This is a genomic window from Streptomyces sp. NPDC049577 (assembly GCF_040675635.1).
GTDB lineage: Bacteria > Actinomycetota > Actinomycetes > Streptomycetales > Streptomycetaceae > Streptomyces.
In genome coordinates, this window is record NZ_JBFAPH010000149.1 from 1 (window position 1) to 15,634 (window position 15,634).

At 71.4% G+C, this 15,634-nt stretch carries 18 protein-coding genes; 6 read left to right on the forward strand and 12 right to left on the reverse strand.

Features of this window, described 5'->3' with window-relative positions:
* Nucleotides 1-614: DNA-3-methyladenine glycosylase (locus tag AB0K09_RS18075; protein ID WP_366066354.1), on the reverse strand; the 614-nt coding region annotated here is incomplete at its 3' end.
* Between the two features lie 76 nt (nucleotides 615-690).
* Between AB0K09_RS18075 and AB0K09_RS18080 the strand changes: the two genes are divergently transcribed.
* Entirely contained in the window at nucleotides 691-1,473 is a 783-nt protein-coding gene (locus AB0K09_RS18080; protein WP_366066355.1) for a sporulation protein, read from the forward strand.
* A 25-nt stretch (nucleotides 1,474-1,498) separates the two neighbouring features.
* Here AB0K09_RS18080 and AB0K09_RS18085 read toward each other — a convergent pair whose 3' ends face one another.
* On the reverse strand, nucleotides 1,499-1,930 hold the full coding sequence (locus AB0K09_RS18085) for a barstar family protein (protein WP_366066356.1): 432 nt from the start codon (nucleotides 1,928-1,930) through the stop codon (nucleotides 1,499-1,501).
* The gene (locus AB0K09_RS18090) at nucleotides 1,927-2,409 is read right to left on the reverse strand and encodes a ribonuclease domain-containing protein (protein ID WP_366066357.1); all 483 of its coding nucleotides are present in this window, start codon (nucleotides 2,407-2,409) and stop codon (nucleotides 1,927-1,929) included. The genes AB0K09_RS18085 and AB0K09_RS18090 overlap by 4 nt, the downstream gene beginning before the upstream one ends.
* 82 nt (nucleotides 2,410-2,491) lie before the next feature.
* On the opposite strand from AB0K09_RS18090, the gene AB0K09_RS18095 reads away from it, so the two are divergent.
* Nucleotides 2,492-3,022: a YbhB/YbcL family Raf kinase inhibitor-like protein gene (locus AB0K09_RS18095; RefSeq protein ID WP_366066358.1), complete on the forward strand. Its 531-nt coding sequence runs from the start codon at nucleotides 2,492-2,494 to the stop codon at nucleotides 3,020-3,022.
* A gap of 256 nt (nucleotides 3,023-3,278) precedes the next feature.
* Here the strand turns inward: AB0K09_RS18095 and AB0K09_RS18100 are convergent, their stop codons facing one another.
* The 4 genes from AB0K09_RS18100 to AB0K09_RS18115 all read right to left on the reverse strand — a co-directional run bounded on the left by AB0K09_RS18100 (nucleotide 3,279) and on the right by AB0K09_RS18115 (nucleotide 6,442).
* Nucleotides 3,279-4,046 (reverse strand): sulfite exporter TauE/SafE family protein, encoded by a 768-nt coding sequence (locus AB0K09_RS18100; RefSeq protein WP_366066359.1) that lies wholly within the window; start codon nucleotides 4,044-4,046, stop codon nucleotides 3,279-3,281.
* 86 nt (nucleotides 4,047-4,132) lie between these two features.
* Entirely contained in the window at nucleotides 4,133-5,068 is a 936-nt protein-coding gene (locus tag AB0K09_RS18105) for an SPFH domain-containing protein (protein WP_366066360.1), read from the reverse strand.
* 78 nt (nucleotides 5,069-5,146) lie between these two features.
* Complete coding sequence (locus AB0K09_RS18110; RefSeq protein ID WP_366066361.1) at nucleotides 5,147-5,569, reverse strand: NfeD family protein; 423 nt, start codon at nucleotides 5,567-5,569, stop codon at nucleotides 5,147-5,149.
* Between the two features lie 78 nt (nucleotides 5,570-5,647).
* Nucleotides 5,648-6,442, reverse strand: a complete 795-nt coding sequence (locus tag AB0K09_RS18115) for an ABC transporter ATP-binding protein (RefSeq protein ID WP_366066362.1) — start codon at nucleotides 6,440-6,442, stop codon at nucleotides 5,648-5,650.
* A 108-nt stretch (nucleotides 6,443-6,550) separates the two neighbouring features.
* Between AB0K09_RS18115 and AB0K09_RS18120 the strand changes: the two genes are divergently transcribed.
* Nucleotides 6,551-7,357: a hypothetical protein gene (locus tag AB0K09_RS18120; protein WP_366066363.1), complete on the forward strand. Its 807-nt coding sequence runs from the start codon at nucleotides 6,551-6,553 to the stop codon at nucleotides 7,355-7,357.
* Between the two features lie 111 nt (nucleotides 7,358-7,468).
* Here the strand turns inward: AB0K09_RS18120 and AB0K09_RS18125 are convergent, their stop codons facing one another.
* The 4 genes from AB0K09_RS18125 to AB0K09_RS18140 form a co-directional block, all read right to left on the reverse strand.
* Nucleotides 7,469-7,801 (reverse strand): chaplin, encoded by a 333-nt coding sequence (locus AB0K09_RS18125; RefSeq protein WP_366066364.1) that lies wholly within the window; start codon nucleotides 7,799-7,801, stop codon nucleotides 7,469-7,471.
* A 202-nt stretch (nucleotides 7,802-8,003) separates the two neighbouring features.
* On the reverse strand, nucleotides 8,004-8,240 hold the full coding sequence (locus AB0K09_RS18130; RefSeq protein WP_366066365.1) for a chaplin: 237 nt from the start codon (nucleotides 8,238-8,240) through the stop codon (nucleotides 8,004-8,006).
* A 150-nt stretch (nucleotides 8,241-8,390) separates the two neighbouring features.
* A complete protein-coding gene (locus AB0K09_RS18135; RefSeq protein ID WP_366066366.1) occupies nucleotides 8,391-9,038 on the reverse strand; it encodes a response regulator transcription factor in 648 nt (215 codons plus the stop codon).
* A complete protein-coding gene (locus AB0K09_RS18140; RefSeq protein WP_366066367.1) occupies nucleotides 9,031-10,182 on the reverse strand; it encodes a GAF domain-containing sensor histidine kinase in 1,152 nt (383 codons plus the stop codon). Before AB0K09_RS18140 ends, AB0K09_RS18135 begins: the two co-directional genes overlap by 8 nt.
* 153 nt (nucleotides 10,183-10,335) lie before the next feature.
* On the opposite strand from AB0K09_RS18140, the gene AB0K09_RS18145 reads away from it, so the two are divergent.
* Nucleotides 10,336-11,034 (forward strand): nitroreductase family protein, encoded by a 699-nt coding sequence (locus tag AB0K09_RS18145; RefSeq protein ID WP_366066368.1) that lies wholly within the window; start codon nucleotides 10,336-10,338, stop codon nucleotides 11,032-11,034.
* A gap of 369 nt (nucleotides 11,035-11,403) precedes the next feature.
* A complete protein-coding gene (locus AB0K09_RS18150; RefSeq protein ID WP_366066369.1) occupies nucleotides 11,404-12,132 on the forward strand; it encodes a transglycosylase SLT domain-containing protein in 729 nt (242 codons plus the stop codon).
* Nucleotides 12,133-12,235: 103 nt separating this feature from the next.
* Here the strand turns inward: AB0K09_RS18150 and AB0K09_RS18155 are convergent, their stop codons facing one another.
* On the reverse strand, nucleotides 12,236-14,818 hold the full coding sequence (locus AB0K09_RS18155; protein WP_366066370.1) for an FHA domain-containing protein: 2,583 nt from the start codon (nucleotides 14,816-14,818) through the stop codon (nucleotides 12,236-12,238).
* A gap of 220 nt (nucleotides 14,819-15,038) precedes the next feature.
* Between AB0K09_RS18155 and AB0K09_RS18160 the strand changes: the two genes are divergently transcribed.
* Nucleotides 15,039-15,634, forward strand: a 596-nt coding sequence (locus AB0K09_RS18160) for a streptophobe family protein (protein WP_366066371.1), incomplete at its 3' end; no start/stop codon positions are given.

Below are 15,634 nucleotides of genomic sequence, written 5' to 3' on the forward strand. Positions count from 1 at the left end.
GCCGGGTAGGGGCTGACCGTGGGGTCGCCGTCGGTCCAGAAGCGCCACGGGTGGTCGGCGCCCGCGCCGCCGACGCCCGTGCGGGGGCCGCGGCGGATCCGGCCGGCCGCGACGGGGTGGCCCGTGAGCACGGAGAGCGGGGCGTCGGGGCCGGCGCAGAGGTCGGTGCCGTTGAGGGAGCGGTCCACGTCGAGGGCCGTGGCGAGCCGGGCGGGCCCCTGGGCGAGCTCGCGGTCGTGGCGGGCCTTGGGGCGGCGCTCCCGGGCGAGGTCCGCGCCCTTGATCACTTCGCCGGCGCGCAGCAGTACACCGCTCGCGTGGCCCTCGGGTCCGCAGACCAGGTTGAGGCTGAACCACATGCCGTAGATGAAGTAGACGTATGCGTGGCCGGGCGGGCCGAACATGGAGGCGTTGCGCTCCGTGCGACCGCGGTAGGCGTGGGATCCCGGGTCGGCCTCGCCCGCGTAGGCCTCGACCTCTGTGATGCGGAGCTCGATCGGCCCCCGGTCCGAGGTACGGACCAGGGTGCGGCCCAGCAGTTCGGGGGCGACCTCCAGGACGGGACGGTCGAAGAACTCCCTGGCGAGTGGCATACGGTCAGGCGCGGCAATCATGCCGGTCGAGCGTACTGGACGCGGAGCCGGTCGCAGTGAGGAAGGGCCCGGGCGTACGGGTCCGGGGAGGATGAGCATGGGTTTCAAGAAGCTGCTGGCGAGCCTGGGCGCCGGGGGCGCGTCCGTCGAAACGGTGCTGTTCGAGCAGAACGTGGTGCCCGGCGGCGTGGTGCAGGGTGAGGTGCGGATCCAGGGCGGCACGGTTCCGCAGAAGGTCGGGGGCCTGTCCGTGGGCCTCCAGGCGCGGGTCGAGGTGGAGGGGGACGACGGGGAGTACAAGCAGGACGTCGAGTTCACGCGGGTGAAGCTGGGCGGGGCCTTCGAGGTGCAGGCGGGGGCGGTGCACACGGTGCCGTTCGGGCTGGAGATCCCCTGGGAGACCCCGGTCACGATGTTCCTGGGGCGTGAGCTGACCGGGATGCACGTGGGGGTCACGACGCATCTGGACATCGCCCGCGCGGTGGACTCGCACGACCTCGATCCGGTGAACGTGCACCCGCTCCCGGCACAGCAGGCGATCCTCGACGCGTTCGGGCAGCTGGGCTTCGCGTTCAAGAGCGCGGATCTGGAGCGCGGGCACATCTCGGGGACGCGGCAGCGGCTGCCCTTCTACCAGGAGATCGAGTTCCGGGCCCCGTCCCAGTACCGGGGGCTGAACGAGGTCGAGCTGTCGTTCGTGGCGGACGACCGGCAGATGGACGTCGTGCTGGAGATGGACAAGAAGCCCGGTCTGTTCTCCTCGGGCAGCGACTCGTACCGCTCCTTCACCGTGGATCTGCACTCCTTCGCGCAGACCGACTGGGCCGCCTATCTGCACCAGTGGCTGGCCGAGGTCGGTGGCAAGCGCAACTGGCTCTGAGTCCTCCGGCGCCGTACGGATCCCCTCAGGCGAGCAGCACCGTCAGGGGGGACTCGCGGTCGGCCCAGAAGTCGGTGGCCTCGTGGAAGATCTCTTCCGCGGTGCCGGCGACCTCCGGGTCGGCCGTCCGGAAGGCGTCCCAGCCGTCGGCGAGGACGAGGTAGCCGCGGGACTTGCCGGCCTCGCGCCACCAGGAGAGGTCGGTGAGGCAGTCGGCGAGGGCGTCCCAGTTGCGGCCGAACCAGTCGGGGAAGTCCAGGTCGGCCGCGCAGCGGTCGAGGAAGCCGGCCTTGCCGGTGACGCCGGTGAGGCGCAGCCGGGCGGCGTGCCAGTCGGACTCGGTGGCGAGGGCGAGGACGTGGGACGGGTTCTCGCCGGCGTGCAGCCGGTAGACGCCGGGCGGGGTGGGGCCGCCCAGGAGTGCGGGGAGCCCGGGGGCGGGCAGCGGTCGGGTCATGGTCGTACCACCGCTTCGAAGGTCTGGTAGTGGTCACCGGTGTAGTAGCGCTCGTCGTGGCTGCCGGTGATGATGCGCCGGGCGCCGCGGGTGCGGGCGCCGGGGGTGGGGACGGTGTACTCGTGGTAGTAGCCGCGGGTCTGCTTGGGGAGCCGGTTCTCGTGGTTCCCGAAGACGGTGCCGTCCTTGTCGTACGGGAAGGGGCCGCCCTTCTCGATGAGTTCGAGGGTACGGCGGGCCTCCGGCGGGAGCCGGTCCGGGGTGACGGTCTTCATGCCCTTCGCCCAGGAGGGGGGCGCGGGCGCGGTGGCCGGGGGTGGTGTTCTGTTCGTCGTTCCGTTCGTCGTTCCGCTCGTCCTGTGACCGCCGGAGGAGCAGGCGGGCAGCAGGAGCAGGGACGCGCCGGCCAGCAGCGCGGTCAGGGTGCGCGTGACGCGGCGCAGGGGGCGGTCGGTTCGGCTCGGGATACTTCGCAGCACACTCCGTATGGTCGCAGCTCCGGCGGCCGGGGCCTGGTTAGGCTGACGCTTCGACCTGTCCGCCCCCACAGGAGGTGTGCTGATGTCCGATCAGAAGCGACGGCCGCTCCCCCACGACTTCCATCCGCCGGTGCCCCCGTTCACGGTCGTGAGCGATGACGTGTCGGCGGGTGCGACGCTGCGGGAGGACCAGGTGTACGCGGGCGGCAACCGCTCGCCCCAGCTGCGCTGGGAGGGTTTCCCGGCGGAGACGAAGAGCTTCGCGGTGACGTGCTACGACCCGGACGCGCCGACCGGGAGCGGGTTCTGGCACTGGGTGCTGTTCGACATCCCCGCCGGGGTGACCGAGCTGCCTGCCGGGGCGGGCAGCGGTGAGATGAAGGGGCTGCCCGAGGGTGCGGTGCACGTGCGCAACGACTACGGGACGCGGGACTTCGGCGGTGCGGCGCCGCCGCCCGGGGACGGGCCGCACCGCTATGTGTTCACGGTGTACGCGGTGGACCAGGAGAAGCTGGGCCCGGACGCGGAGGCTTCGCCGGCCGTGGTCGGCTTCCACCTGCGGTTCCACGCGCTGGCGCGGGCCCAGCTGATCGGCGAGTACGAGGCGCGGTAGCCGCGGGCGCGGAAAATGCGTTGCGCGGGGCCGCCCCCGGATCGCACAGTGGTTCACGGCTGACGGCTTCTCATGAGGTCGTCGGGCGGCGGATACCGCAGTGGCGGGGGCGGCGGGCGCGTGAGCGCCGCGTGCCTGCCGGAGCCCGGGCGATGCCCGGGTGACCGCGTCCGCCGCCGTACGCTCCGGGCCCGTTTCGACACGGGGGAGGGCCCGGAGCGTTGCCGTTTTCCCAAGGGGTTCCGGCCGGCCGGGCTCAGCGCAGCAGCAGCTGGACGATGGCCACGATGCCGACGGTGACGATGACGCCGCGCAGTACGGTCGGCGACAGGCGGCGGCCGATCCTTGCGCCGATCTGGCCGCCGACGGTGGAGCCGGCGGCGATGAGCAGGACGGCGAGCCAGTCGAAGTCGGCGACGCAGAGGAAGAAGAGCGCGGCGACGCCGTTGACGATCACGGCGAGGACGTTCTTGAGGGCGTTGACGCGCTGTAGGTCGTCGTGCAGGAGCAGGCCCATCAGGGAGAGGTAGAGCACTCCTTGCGCCGCGCCGAAGTAGCCGCCGTAGGCGCTGGACAGCAGCAGGCCGAGGAGCAGGGCGGGGCCGCCGTCGGTGGGTGCCTCGGTGCCCTCGCGTTCGCGGCGGCGGGCGAGGGCGCGGGCGAGCCGGGGCTGGAGGACGACGAGGACCAGCGCGAGGCCGACGAGGCAGGGCACGATCGCGTCGAAGGCCTTCGACGGGAGTGCCAGGAGCAGGACGGCGCCGGCGAGGCCGCCGACGAGCGCGGTGGCGCCCAGGCGCAGGACGCGGGCGCGCTGGCCGCGGAGTTCGCGGCGGTAGCCTATGGCGCCGCTGATGCTGCCGGGTACGAGGCCGAGCGTGTTGGAGACGTTGGCGGTCACGGGCGGCAGACCGGTGGCGAGGAGCACCGGAAAGGTGATGAGGGTGCCGGAGCCGACGATGGTGTTGATGGTGCCGGCTCCGATGCCGGCGGCGAGGACCGCGAGTGCTTCCCAGATGGACAAGGCCATCTCCTTCGGATCAGTGTGTCGCCTCCCCGCCATGAAGGTCGGGGGGCCGCACTGATCATGCACCCAAGGGCGGCCGCGCGTCAGTCGATGGTGGGTTCCTCGCGGCGGGGCTGCTGCTGCTTGGGCATGGCCGGGCCGCCGGCCTTGGGGCCGAGGCCGACGGCGCCGCTCAGACCCTTGAGGGCGTCGCCGATCTCGCTGGGCACGATCCAGAGCTTGTTGGCGTCGCCCTCGGCGATCTTCGGGAGCATCTGGAGGTACTGGTAGGAGAGCAGCTTCTCGTCGGGGTCGCCGGCGTGGATGGACTCGAAGACGGTGCGGATGGCCTGGGCCTCGCCCTCGGCGCGGAGCGCGGCGGCGCGGGCCTCGCCCTCGGCGCGCAGGATGGCGGACTGCTTCTCGCCCTCCGCGGTGAGGATCTGGGACTGGCGGATGCCCTCGGCGGTGAGGATGGCGGCGCGCTTGTCACGGTCGGCGCGCATCTGCTTCTCCATCGAGTCCTGGATGGAGGTCGGGGGCTCGATGGCCTTGAGCTCGACGCGGTTGACGCGGATGCCCCACTTGCCGGTGGCCTCGTCGAGGACCCCGCGCAGGGCTGCGTTGATCTCCTCGCGGGAGGTGAGGGTCCGTTCCAGGTCCATGCCGCCGATGATGTTGCGCAGGGTGGTGACGGTGAGCTGCTCGATGGCCTGGATGAAGCTGGACACCTCGTAGGTGGCGGCGCGGGCGTCGGTCACCTGGTAGTAGATGACCGTGTCGATGTTGACGACGAGGTTGTCCTGGGTGATCACCGGCTGCGGCGGGAACGGCACGACCTGTTCGCGCAGGTCGATGCGGTTGCGGATGGAGTCGATGAACGGGACGACGATGTTCAGTCCGGCGTTGAGGGTGCGGGTGTAGCGGCCGAACCGTTCGACGATGGCGGCGCTGGCCTGCGGGATGACCTGGACCGTCTTCATGAGGGCGATGAAGACGAGCACCACCAGGATGATCAGGACGATGATGATCGGTTCCATCGAGGCTCCCCATGCCTTTGTCGTGTGATCGTGATGATCGAGTCTTTCAGATCCGGTGCCCCCGCGCAGGCGTTGGGCTCACATCACGACCGCCGTCGCGCCGTCGATCTCGACGACGTCCACGTGCTGACCGACCTCGAAGGCCCGCTCGGCGTCGAGGGAGCGGGCGGACCAGATCTCGCCGGCGAGCTTGATGCGCCCGCCGCTGCCGTCGACGCGTTCCAGGACGACGGCCTGACGGCCCTTCAGCGCGTCGATGCCGGTCGCGATGCCGGGCCGGCCGCGGCGCTGCCGGTTGGCGAGCGGCCGGACGACCGCGATGAGGGCGACGGAGACGACGGCGAAGACGATGACCTGGGCGACGGTGCCGCCGCCGAGCGCCGAGGTGACGGCGGCGGCGACGGCGCCCATGGCGAACATGCCGAACTCCGGCATGGCGGTCACGACCAGCGGAATACCCAGCCCGACGGCGGCGACGAGCCACCACGCCCATGTGTCCACATGGTCATGGTAGGTGCGCGGGCCGGGGTCCCGACAGGGCGCCCGTGCGGGGTGGCACGGGCGTTCGGGGGGGGCCGGTCAGGAGGACATCGGCAGGCCCTGGGCGGTCCAGCGGTCGCCCCGGCGCTCGACGACCAGGGGCAGGCCGAAGCAGCGGGAGAGGTTGCGCGAGGTGAGCTCGAGCTCGATGGGACCGGCGGCGAGCACCTGGCCCTGGCGGATCATCAGGACGTGGGTGAAGCCGGGGACGATCTCCTCGACGTGGTGGGTGACCATGAGCATCGAGGGCGCGAGGGGGTCGCGGGCGAGCCGGCCGAGGCGGCGGACGAGGTCCTCGCGGCCGCCGAGGTCGAGGCCGGCGGCGGGCTCGTCGAGCATCAGGAGCTCGGGGTCGTTCATCATCGCGCGGGCGATGAGGGTGCGCTTGCGCTCGCCCTCGGAGAGGGTGCCGAACTTGCGGTCGAGGTAGTCGGTCATGCCGAGGACGTCGAGGAAGGCGCGGGCGCGCTGCTCGTCGACCTCCTCGTACTCCTCCTGCCAGCCGGCCGTCATGCCGTAGGCGGCGGTGAGGACGGTCTGGAGCACGGTCTGGCTGCGCGGCAGCTTGTCGGCGAGCGCGATGCCGGCCATGCCGATGCGCGGGCGCAGATCGAAGACGTCGACGGAGCCGAGCTTCTCGCCCAGGATGCGGGCAGTGCCCTTGGTGGGGAAGAGGTAGCTGGAGGCGACATTGAGGAGGGTGGTCTTGCCGGCGCCGTTGGGGCCGAGGATGACCCAGCGCTCGCCTTCCTTGACGGACCAGGAGACCTGGTCCACCAGGGCCCGGCCCTCGCGGACCACGGATACGTCCACCAGTTCCAGCACATCGCTCATGAGCGCGTTGTCTCCCATTGCAGTCTCGTCGTCGCCTGCGCCCGGTGCGCAGCCCCCAGGGGAAAACCTACGCCACCGTCCGTCGGTGGCAGTCCTTAGGCTGGGGCCATGCTCGATGAACATCGCTCAGGACGGCTCACGGCGTGGGGAAATGCCCTTATCGCCGGATTTGCCGCACCTGATGACGCCGCGCACCACATCACCGGAGATGACGCGGTGCACCGTGTCGTCGGACTGCCCGGGGAGTCCGGACCCGTCGGGCTGACCCTGGCGCTGGGCCGGCTACGCGCCCTGGGGGCCACGGGGCTGCGGCTGGCGCTGCCGGCGCCCGGCCATCCGCTGGGGCTGAGCGGCCCGCCGGAGTTCAACGCACGCGCCCTGGAGTCCGGAGAGGCGGTCGTGGCCGCCGGCGCGGCGCTCGGCCTGGTGCCGGAGGTCTTCGAGGCCGGGCCCGAGGGCGATGTGCACGTGGAGGTCCTCTGGCACTGCCTGCCCGTGCGGGAGGCGCCGCCCGCGGACGTGCCGTCGCTGGCCGAGGCCGAGCGGGAGCTGGCGGAGGCGCTGCGCGAGGCGACCGAGGTGCTCACCCGGCTCGACGTGGCCGGCTCCGGTCCGGTGGCCCAGGCCGCGCTGGAGGCCTACCGGGCGCGGGCCGAGCGCGGCCGCGAGGTGCTCGCCCCGGGCTATCCGTCCCGGGCCGCGCGGGTGCTGGAGCTGGCGCTGCGGGTCGGCGCGCTGATCGCCATCGCGTACGCGCCGGGGGACGCGGAGGGCCGGGAGCACGGCGCCGCGGTGAGCGCCTCCGAGATCGCGGCACGGGCCGCCGCACTGCGCCCCGTGGAGCGCACGGCCCGGCGGGCCCAGGTCGCCGCGTACAACGCGATGGTGGAGCAGCGCGAGCGCGGCATGCGCTGACCGGGCCGTACGGCTCGCCGAACCGCCGGCCGAGCCGCTCGCCGGACAGGGGAAGGCCCCGCGGACTCGGGTTCGCGGGGCCTTCGACGCTTCGACGGGGACGGGGAGCCGTCAGCGGCGGTGGTGCTCGTGGTGGTTCGTGTGGTGCTCGCCGAATTCGTGGCGCTCGCGGTGCTCGAAGTGCTCCTCGCGGGCGTCTCCGTTGATGCAGACGTTGCCGAACGTCGGGTTGAGCAGGCCGACGATGTTGATGGTGTTGCCGCAGAGGTTGATCGGGATGTCGATCGGCACCTGGATGACGTTGCCCGAGATCACACCGGGTGATCCCTTGGCGACGCCGACAGCCGTGGCGCCGTCGTCGTTTGCCGACGCCGCACCGACGCCCGCGCCGACCACGACGCCCGCCGCCGCCAGAACCAGGGCGGCCTTCTTGGCACTGTTCATGAGGGTGTCTTCCTTTTGCTGACGTTTCTGTGGCCCCGGGCAAGGGGGCCGTGTACTGATGAACGCCAGTGCACCGCCGACGGCACGGCCGTCGGCGGTGTTGCCCTCGTTCGGACGAGCGATCGCCCCCGGCTGCCGACTCCGCGCGAGGCGGAGCCGGCCGACCGGCGAAGGCGGGACACGCCGGGAGATCGGTCGACGATTACTCGTTGACGCAGACGTTCCCGTGGGTGGGGTTCAGCAGACCGACGACGTTCACGGTGTTGCCGCAGGCGTTGACCGGAACCTGGACGGGCACCTGGACGACGTTGCCGGAGGCGACGCCCGGGGAGTTCTCCGCCTTGCCGTGCGCACCGGACGCGGAGGCCATGCCGGCACCTGCCATGGCGAGTCCGCTCACAGCGAGGGTGACGACAGCGGCCTTCTTCATGTTCTTCACGCTTCCTATGACCTTCCTGAGCATTCCCACGGCCAGCCGCCGCGGATACGTCATGGAAAACGGGCCGAAGCCGGTCGGGTTGCGCGTCCGGGCGGCTAATCACACGACCGCATGAACCGTTGATCGGAGCCTGACGTTCCGATCTGACCGCTAGCGCTCCGCGATGCCGTTGCGCACCGCCCACAGGGCCGCCTGGGTGCGGTCGGCGAGGTCGAGCTTCATCAGGATGTTCGAGACGTGCGTCTTGACGGTCTTCTCGGACAGCACCAGCGCCCGGGCGATCTCCCGGTTGGACCGGCCGTCCGCGATCAGGCCGAGCACCTCGCGCTCCCGCTCGGTGAGGGCGTTGCCCCTCCCGTGGCCGCCGCCCGGCTCGTCCGGCGACAGCAGCGCCCCGGCAACCTCGGGCTGGAGCAGCACGTGCCCGGCGTGCACGGACCGGATCGCGCGCGCGAGGGCTTCGGGGTCCACGTCCTTGTAGAGGTAGCCCGCCGCGCCCGCACGCAGGGCGGGGACGACGGTGCGCTGCTCGGTGAAGCTGGTGACGATCAGCACCCGGGCGGGGTTCGCCAGCTCGCGCAGCCGGCGCAGGGCCTCGATGCCGTCGGTGCCGGGCATCTTCACGTCCATCAGGACGACGTCGGGCCGGAGCTCCTCGGCGCGGTCGACGCCCTCGGAGCCGTCCGCGGCCTCCCCCACGACCTCGATGTCGTCCTGGACCTCCAGAAAGGTGCGCAGTCCCCTGCGGACGACCTGGTGGTCGTCCACCAGCAGCACCCTGATCGGCTCGTCAGCCACCGGGCACCTCCATTTCGATCGTGGTGCCCTTGCCGGGCTCCGACAGGACGGTCAGCCTGCCGCCGACCCCGTGCGCGCGGTCCCGCATCGACACCAGGCCCAGGTGGCGGCCCGCGCGGCGGACGGCGGACGGGTCGAAGCCGCGCCCGTCGTCGGTCACGCGCAGCTCGGCGCCCTGGCCCCGCCGGGCGAGGACGACGTCGACGCGCCGGGCGCCGGAGTGCCGCAGGGCGTTGTGCAGGGCCTCCTGCGCGACGCGCAGCAGGGCCTCCTCCTGGGCGGTCGGCAGGGCTCGTACGCCGTGCTCCTCGAAGGTGACGCGGGCGGCGTGCGCGCGGTCGAGGACCTTGATCTGGGTGCGCAGGGTGGCCACCAGGCCGTCTTCGTCCAGCCCGGCGGGGCGCAGCTCGACCACGGCGGCGCGCAGTTCGTCGGCGGCTTCGGCGGCGAGACGGGCGACCTCGTGCAGGGCGTCCTTGGCGCGGACCGGGTCGCGGTCGACGAGGGTGGTGGCGGCCTGGGCGGTCAGCCGGAGCGAGAAGAGCTTCTGGGAGACGGCGTCGTGCAGCTCGTGGGCCAGCCGGGCGCGCTCCCCGGCGATGGTGAGCTCGCGGCTGCGCTCGTAGAGCCGGGCGTTGGTGAGGGCTATGGCGGCGTGCTGGGCGAGGACGCGGAGGAGTTCCTCGTCCTCGGCGGTGAAGCCGCAGCCGCCGGCCGGCTCGTCGGGCGTCCGCACCTTGTTGGCGAGGAAGAGCGCGCCGAGGATCTCGTCCCCGTCGGCGACGGGCATGCCCAGGAAGTCGCTCATCTCGGGGTGGGCGGCGGGCCAGCCCTCGAAGCGGGGGTCGAGGCGGACGTCGGCGAGGCGCTGCGGGGTGGCGTCGCGGAGCATGGCGGCGAGGATGCCGTGCTGGCGCGGCAGCGGTCCGATGGCCTTCCACTCCTCGTCGCTCACGCCGTCGACGACGAACTGGGCGAAGCCGCCGTGGTCGTCGGGCACGCCGAGGGCCGCGTAGCGGGCGCCGAGGAGCTCGCGCGCGGAGACGACGATGGTCTGGAGGACGTCGCGGACCTCCAGGTGCCGGCTCATGGCGAGCAGTGCGGTGCTCACGGCGGTGAGTCCGGAGCGGGGGCCGTGGGTCATGGGATCACGGTACCGAGGGGCGCGCGGCACGATATCGGGCCGGCGATCGGCGGGGACTGCTCCGCGGGTCCTGGTTCCCCGGTCCTAGGCCCGCCGGAGCCCGGTCCGGGCGGCGCTCTTCCGGTGGCGGGCGGCCGACTCCAGACTCGTGGCATGTCTATACCAACGCAGTGGACACCCACCCACGGTGATCCTTACCGTCCCGTTCCTTACCGGCCCGTGCGGATGCCCGCCGGGGAGTCGCTGGCCCGCGCGGCGGAGCTGCGGGAGCGGATGGCCGGGCGCCGGACGGTGCGGCGGTTCTCCGCCGACCCGGTGCCGGAGCAGGTGGTACGGGACGCGATCGCCTGCGCGGCCACGGCGCCGTCCGGGGCGCATCAGCAGCCGTGGACCTTCGTCCTGGTCAAGGACCGCGAGGTGCGGCGGCGGATCCGCGAGGCGGCGGAGGAGGAGGAACGGCGCTCGTACGCCGGGCGACTGGGCGAGGAGTGGCTGGCGGCGCTGCGGCCGCTGGGCACGGACGAGGTCAAGCCGCATCTGACGGACGCCCCGGCGCTCATCGTGGTCTTCCAGCAGCGGTACTGGCTGGGCCCGGACGGCGAGCGGCGCAAGCACTACTACGTGGACGAGTCGGTGGGCATCGCGGTCGGGATGCTGCTGAGCGCGCTGCATCTGGCGGGGCTGGCGGCGCTGGTGCACACACCGAGCCCGATGCGCTTCCTGTCCGAGGTGCTGGGGCGGCCCGCGAACGAGAAGGCGTTCGCGGTGATCCCCGTGGGTTATCCGGCGGCCGACTGCGAGGTGCCGGACCTGGTGCGCAAGAGCCTGGAGCAGGTGCTGGTGGAGGTCTGAGCACACCGCGGGAGCAAACGCTTCGAGGCGCGTTCCCTGGTGCACACACAGTGAACGTGCCCGGTCACGCCGGGTGACTCGCGGAGGCGCCCGGTGTGAGCCCCGACATAGGACCCAGGTCACGTACGAAGCGGGGTAGTGGAGGGGTAAAGACGCCGTAAGCGGGGGCTTGGGCAGGGATCGGGGCGATTTTCCCGGTCCCGCACGGGCCCGCTCGCAACGATGCGGGATAGTACGTCACATCATTGCCAGGCAATTTTGCTGCCGCTAACAATTGCCCAGCCGCAGGGCGCCGTCGATCGAGACACGGCGCTTTTTTGCGCCGATCGGGCCACTGCGACTCAAGCGATTGGAAGTAGGTCAGCTCCTATGCGTTCTCCCGTCTCTGGCTATACCCGCCTCGTCTCCGGCTACACCCGCCTCAACAAGGTCCACAAGTTCTCGGCCGCGGGTCTCGCCGCCGCCGGTGCCGCCGCCGTGGCCATCGCGGTCATCCCCTCCGGTCCGGTCCAGGGCGACGCCCAGGCCCAGTCCATCGGTGTGAAGCCGGTCGCGTGGAACGCCTCCTCCTTCGGTGAGACCCAGCAGAACGAGCTGACCAAGCAGTCGGACAACGCCGCCAAGCAGGCCAAGGCCGACGCCGAGGCCAAGAAGAAGGCGGAGGCCGAGGCCGCCGCCAAGGCCAAGGCCGACAAGGAGCGCGCCGAGAAGGAGGCCGCGAGCCGCTCCGAGGAGCGCAAGCCCGTCGCCCCGGCCCCCGCGCCCAAGAAGACCTACGCCAACAACCTCGACGGCTGGATCCGCGAGGCCCTGGACATCATGAAGGCCAAGGGCATCCCCGGCTCCTACGACGGCATCCACCGCAACATCATGCGCGAGTCGAGCGGCAACCCCAACGCGATCAACAACTGGGACTCCAACGCCGCCGCGGGTATCCCCTCCAAGGGTCTGCTCCAGGTCATCGACCCGACCTTCAAGGCGTACCACGTCGACGGCACGTCCTGGAACATCTACGACCCGGTCGCCAACATCACCGCCGCCTGCAACTACGCGGCCAAGGTGTACGGCTCCATGGACAACGTGAACTCCGCCTACTGATCCCTCCTCGGGTCGGTCACGGACGGACGGCAACGCCGAAGGGCGGCACCCGCATCGGGTGCCGCCCTTCGGCGCGTTCACAGGGGCGCGGGGGCCCGTGCGGCTACTTGCGCATGACCTCCGGCTCGTGGCGGCGCAGCAGGCGGACGACCGCGAAGCCGCACACGACGCCGATGGCGAGGAGGGCGATCAGGTCGATGCCCCACTGGCCGGCGGCGTGCTCCCAGAGCGGGTCGAGGTTCTTCGGGTTGCCCTTGTCCATCGGCGCCATGATGTGCGAGAGGTCCAGCGTGGTGCCGGCGCCGGCGATGGCCCAGCGGGCCGGCATCAGCCAGGCGACCTGCTCGATGCCGGGCGAGTCGTACAGCTTGAACAGGATGCCGGTGAACACGACCTGGACGATGGCGAACATGACCAGCAGCGGCATGGTCTTCTCGGCGGTCTTCACCAGGGAGGAGATGACCAGGCCGATCATCATGCAGGTGAAGCCGAGGGCGATGATCATGACGCAGAGCTCGACGGCCGGCAGCTTCTTCAGGATGAGGCCCTGCTCCGGCAGCTGGCGGACCGAGAAGCCGATGGCGCAGGTGAGGACGCCCTGCACCACGGTGATGAAGCTGAGGACGATCACCTTGGACATCAGGTACGCGGACCGGGACAGGCCGACGGCGCGTTCCCGTTCGTAGATGACCCGTTCCTTGATCAGCTCACGGACGGAGTTGGCGGCGCCGGAGAAGCACATGCCGACCGCGAGGATCAGCATGATCGTGCCGGCGTCCTGGTTGAAGTGCCCCTTGCTCGGCGCGCCGAGTCCGAAGTCGGACGGGATCAGGGTGCTGACGCCGCCGAGGACCGCGGGCAGGAGCAGCATCAGGGCGAGGAAGCCGCGGTCGGAGGCGATGACCGAGCAGTAGCGGCGCATCAGCGTCCAGAGCTGGGAGAGCCAGCTCTGCGGCACGGTCGGGCGGACCATCTGCGGCTGGACGTGCACCGACTGCGGGGCCACGGCGTCGATGTCGGCCGCGTACATCTGGTAGTGCTGCGAGCCCTTCCAGCGGCCCGCCCAGTCGTAGTCGCGGTAGTTCTCGAAGGCGGAGAAGACGTCCGCCCAGGTCTCGTAGCCGAAGAAGTTCAGCGCCTCCTCGGGCGGGCCGAAGTAGGCCACCGAGCCGCCCGGGGCCATCACCAGCAGCTTGTCGCACAGCGCCAGCTCGGCCACGGAGTGGGTGACGACCAGGACGGTGCGGCCGTCATCGGCGAGGCCGCGCAGCAACTGCATGACATCGCGGTCCATGCCCGGGTCGAGGCCCGAGGTGGGCTCGTCCAGGAAGATCAGCGACGGCTTGGTCAGCAGCTCCAGCGCCACCGAGACGCGCTTGCGCTGGCCGCCGGAGAGGGACGTGACCTTCTTGTCCTTGTGGATGTCGAGCTTGAGCTCGCGCAGCACCTCGTCGATGCGGGCCTCGCGCTCGGAGGCCGCGGTGTCGCCGGGGAAGCGCAGCTTGGCCGCGTAGCGCAGCGCCTTACGGACGGTGAGCTCCTTGTGCAGGATGTCGTCCTGCGGGACCAGACCGATGCGCTGGCGCAGCTCGGCGAACTGCTTGTAGAGGTTCCGGTTGTCGTAGAGGACGTCGCCCTGGTTGGCCGGGCGGTAGCCGGTGAGCGCCTTGAGCAGGGTCGACTTGCCGGAGCCGGACGGGCCGATGACGGCGATCAGCGACTTCTCGGGAACGCCGAAGGAGACGTCCTTGAGGATCTGCTTGCCGCCGTCGACCGTGACCGTGAGGTGGCGGGCGGAGAAGGAGACGTCACCGGTGTCGACGAACTCCTCGAGGCGGTCGCCGACCAGCCGGAACGTCGAGTGACCGACACCGACGATGTCCTGGGGACCGATGATCTGCTGGCGGACCGGCTGACCGTTGACGTACGTGCCGTTGTGGCTGCCGAGGTCGACGATCTCGAAGCGGCCGTCGCCGGTGGCCCGGAACTCGGCGTGGTGACGGGAGACCTGGAGATCGGAGACGACCAGCTCGTTGTCCAGGGCACGACCGATGCGCATGACCCGGCCGACCGCCATCTGGTGGAAGCTGGTCGGGCTGCGGTCGCCGTAGACCGGCGGGGCGGCGGACGCCCCGCCGGGCCCCTGCCCCTGCTGCGGCTGCCCCTGCTGCGGCACGTACGGCTGCTGCTGGTGCGGCTGCTGCCACGCCTGCTGCGGGGGCTGTGCCTGCTGGGCGTGGGGGTGCTGGGGCTGCTGCGGCCAGCCCGCGCCCGGCTGCTGGTAGGCGTGCGGGGCCTGCTGACCCGCCATCTGCTGCGGCGTGGCCAGCGCGGTCTGCGCGCTGTAGAGGTCCGCCGGGGCCGCCGCGGGAGCGGTGGCGGCGGCGGTCACGTTCAGCCGGGGGCCGTCGGTGGCGTTGCCGAGGTGCACGGTGGTGCCGGGGGCGATCTCCAACTGGTGGATCCGCTGACCCTGCACATAGGTGCCGTTGGTGCTGCCGTGGTCCTCGATCACCCAAGCCCGGCCGCCCCAGCGCACGGTGGCGTGCCGCCAGGAGACGCGGGCGTCCTCCAGCACCAGGTCACCCTGCGGATCGCGGCCCACGCTGTACGACCGGGACGGATCCAGCGTCCAGGTCTGTCCATTCAATTCAAGTACGACGACTTCCGGCACTCCACGCCCCACTACTTGTCCCCCGATGAGCCCCCTGCACAGGGAGTCTAGGGATGGCGAACATCGGGAGGAACTATTTCAGGCACAGTCCCCCGACCGAAAGTCGGGGATTGAAGCGGCCTTGTAACAGGCGCCGTTGACTGAGACGAAATACGCCCTGAGAGTGGTAACCGGCCACGGATGCCAATGGATCACCCGCATCCGGGCAACTGGTATGGACCGGGGGGACGGGATGACCATCACCGGTAGCCGGCGCCCCTCGCGCGTCGTGGATCCACTGCTCGCCTCGGTCGCCGCCGTGAGCTGGGCCTTCCTCGCCATGGCGGGAGTGGCCGCGCTGGGGCTGCATCTGCTGGGCGCGGACGCCGCCGGCCGGCTCGGGCCGATGACGGCCGCGGTGGTGGTGCTCGCGGTCGGCGGCTCCCTCTCTCCCACCGGATCCGTTGAAGCGTTCGGATTGCCGGGCGCCGGGGCGCACACCACCATCGACATCACGCCACTGGGCGTGAGCCTGGTGGGTGCGCTTCTGCTCGGTCGCGTCTTCGCGCGGTCCCTGCGGTCGGCCGGCGCCGTCATCGGCGGCCGGGCCCTCGCCGCGCGGGCGGGGGCCGTGGCGCTGTTCTTCCTCCTGCTCCTGGGCGGGCTCGCGTGGGCCGGATCGTCCACCGTCACCTTCGACGGCGGCGGCCTTCCGGGGGCGGCCGGCGCCGGGGACATCGGAGGCATCGGGGGTATCGGGGACATCGGCGGCGGTCTGCCGGACCGGCTGGGGGGCCTGGCGGACGTCAAGGCCGCCGTCGGCTTCTCCGTGCGGACCGGGCCCTCGCT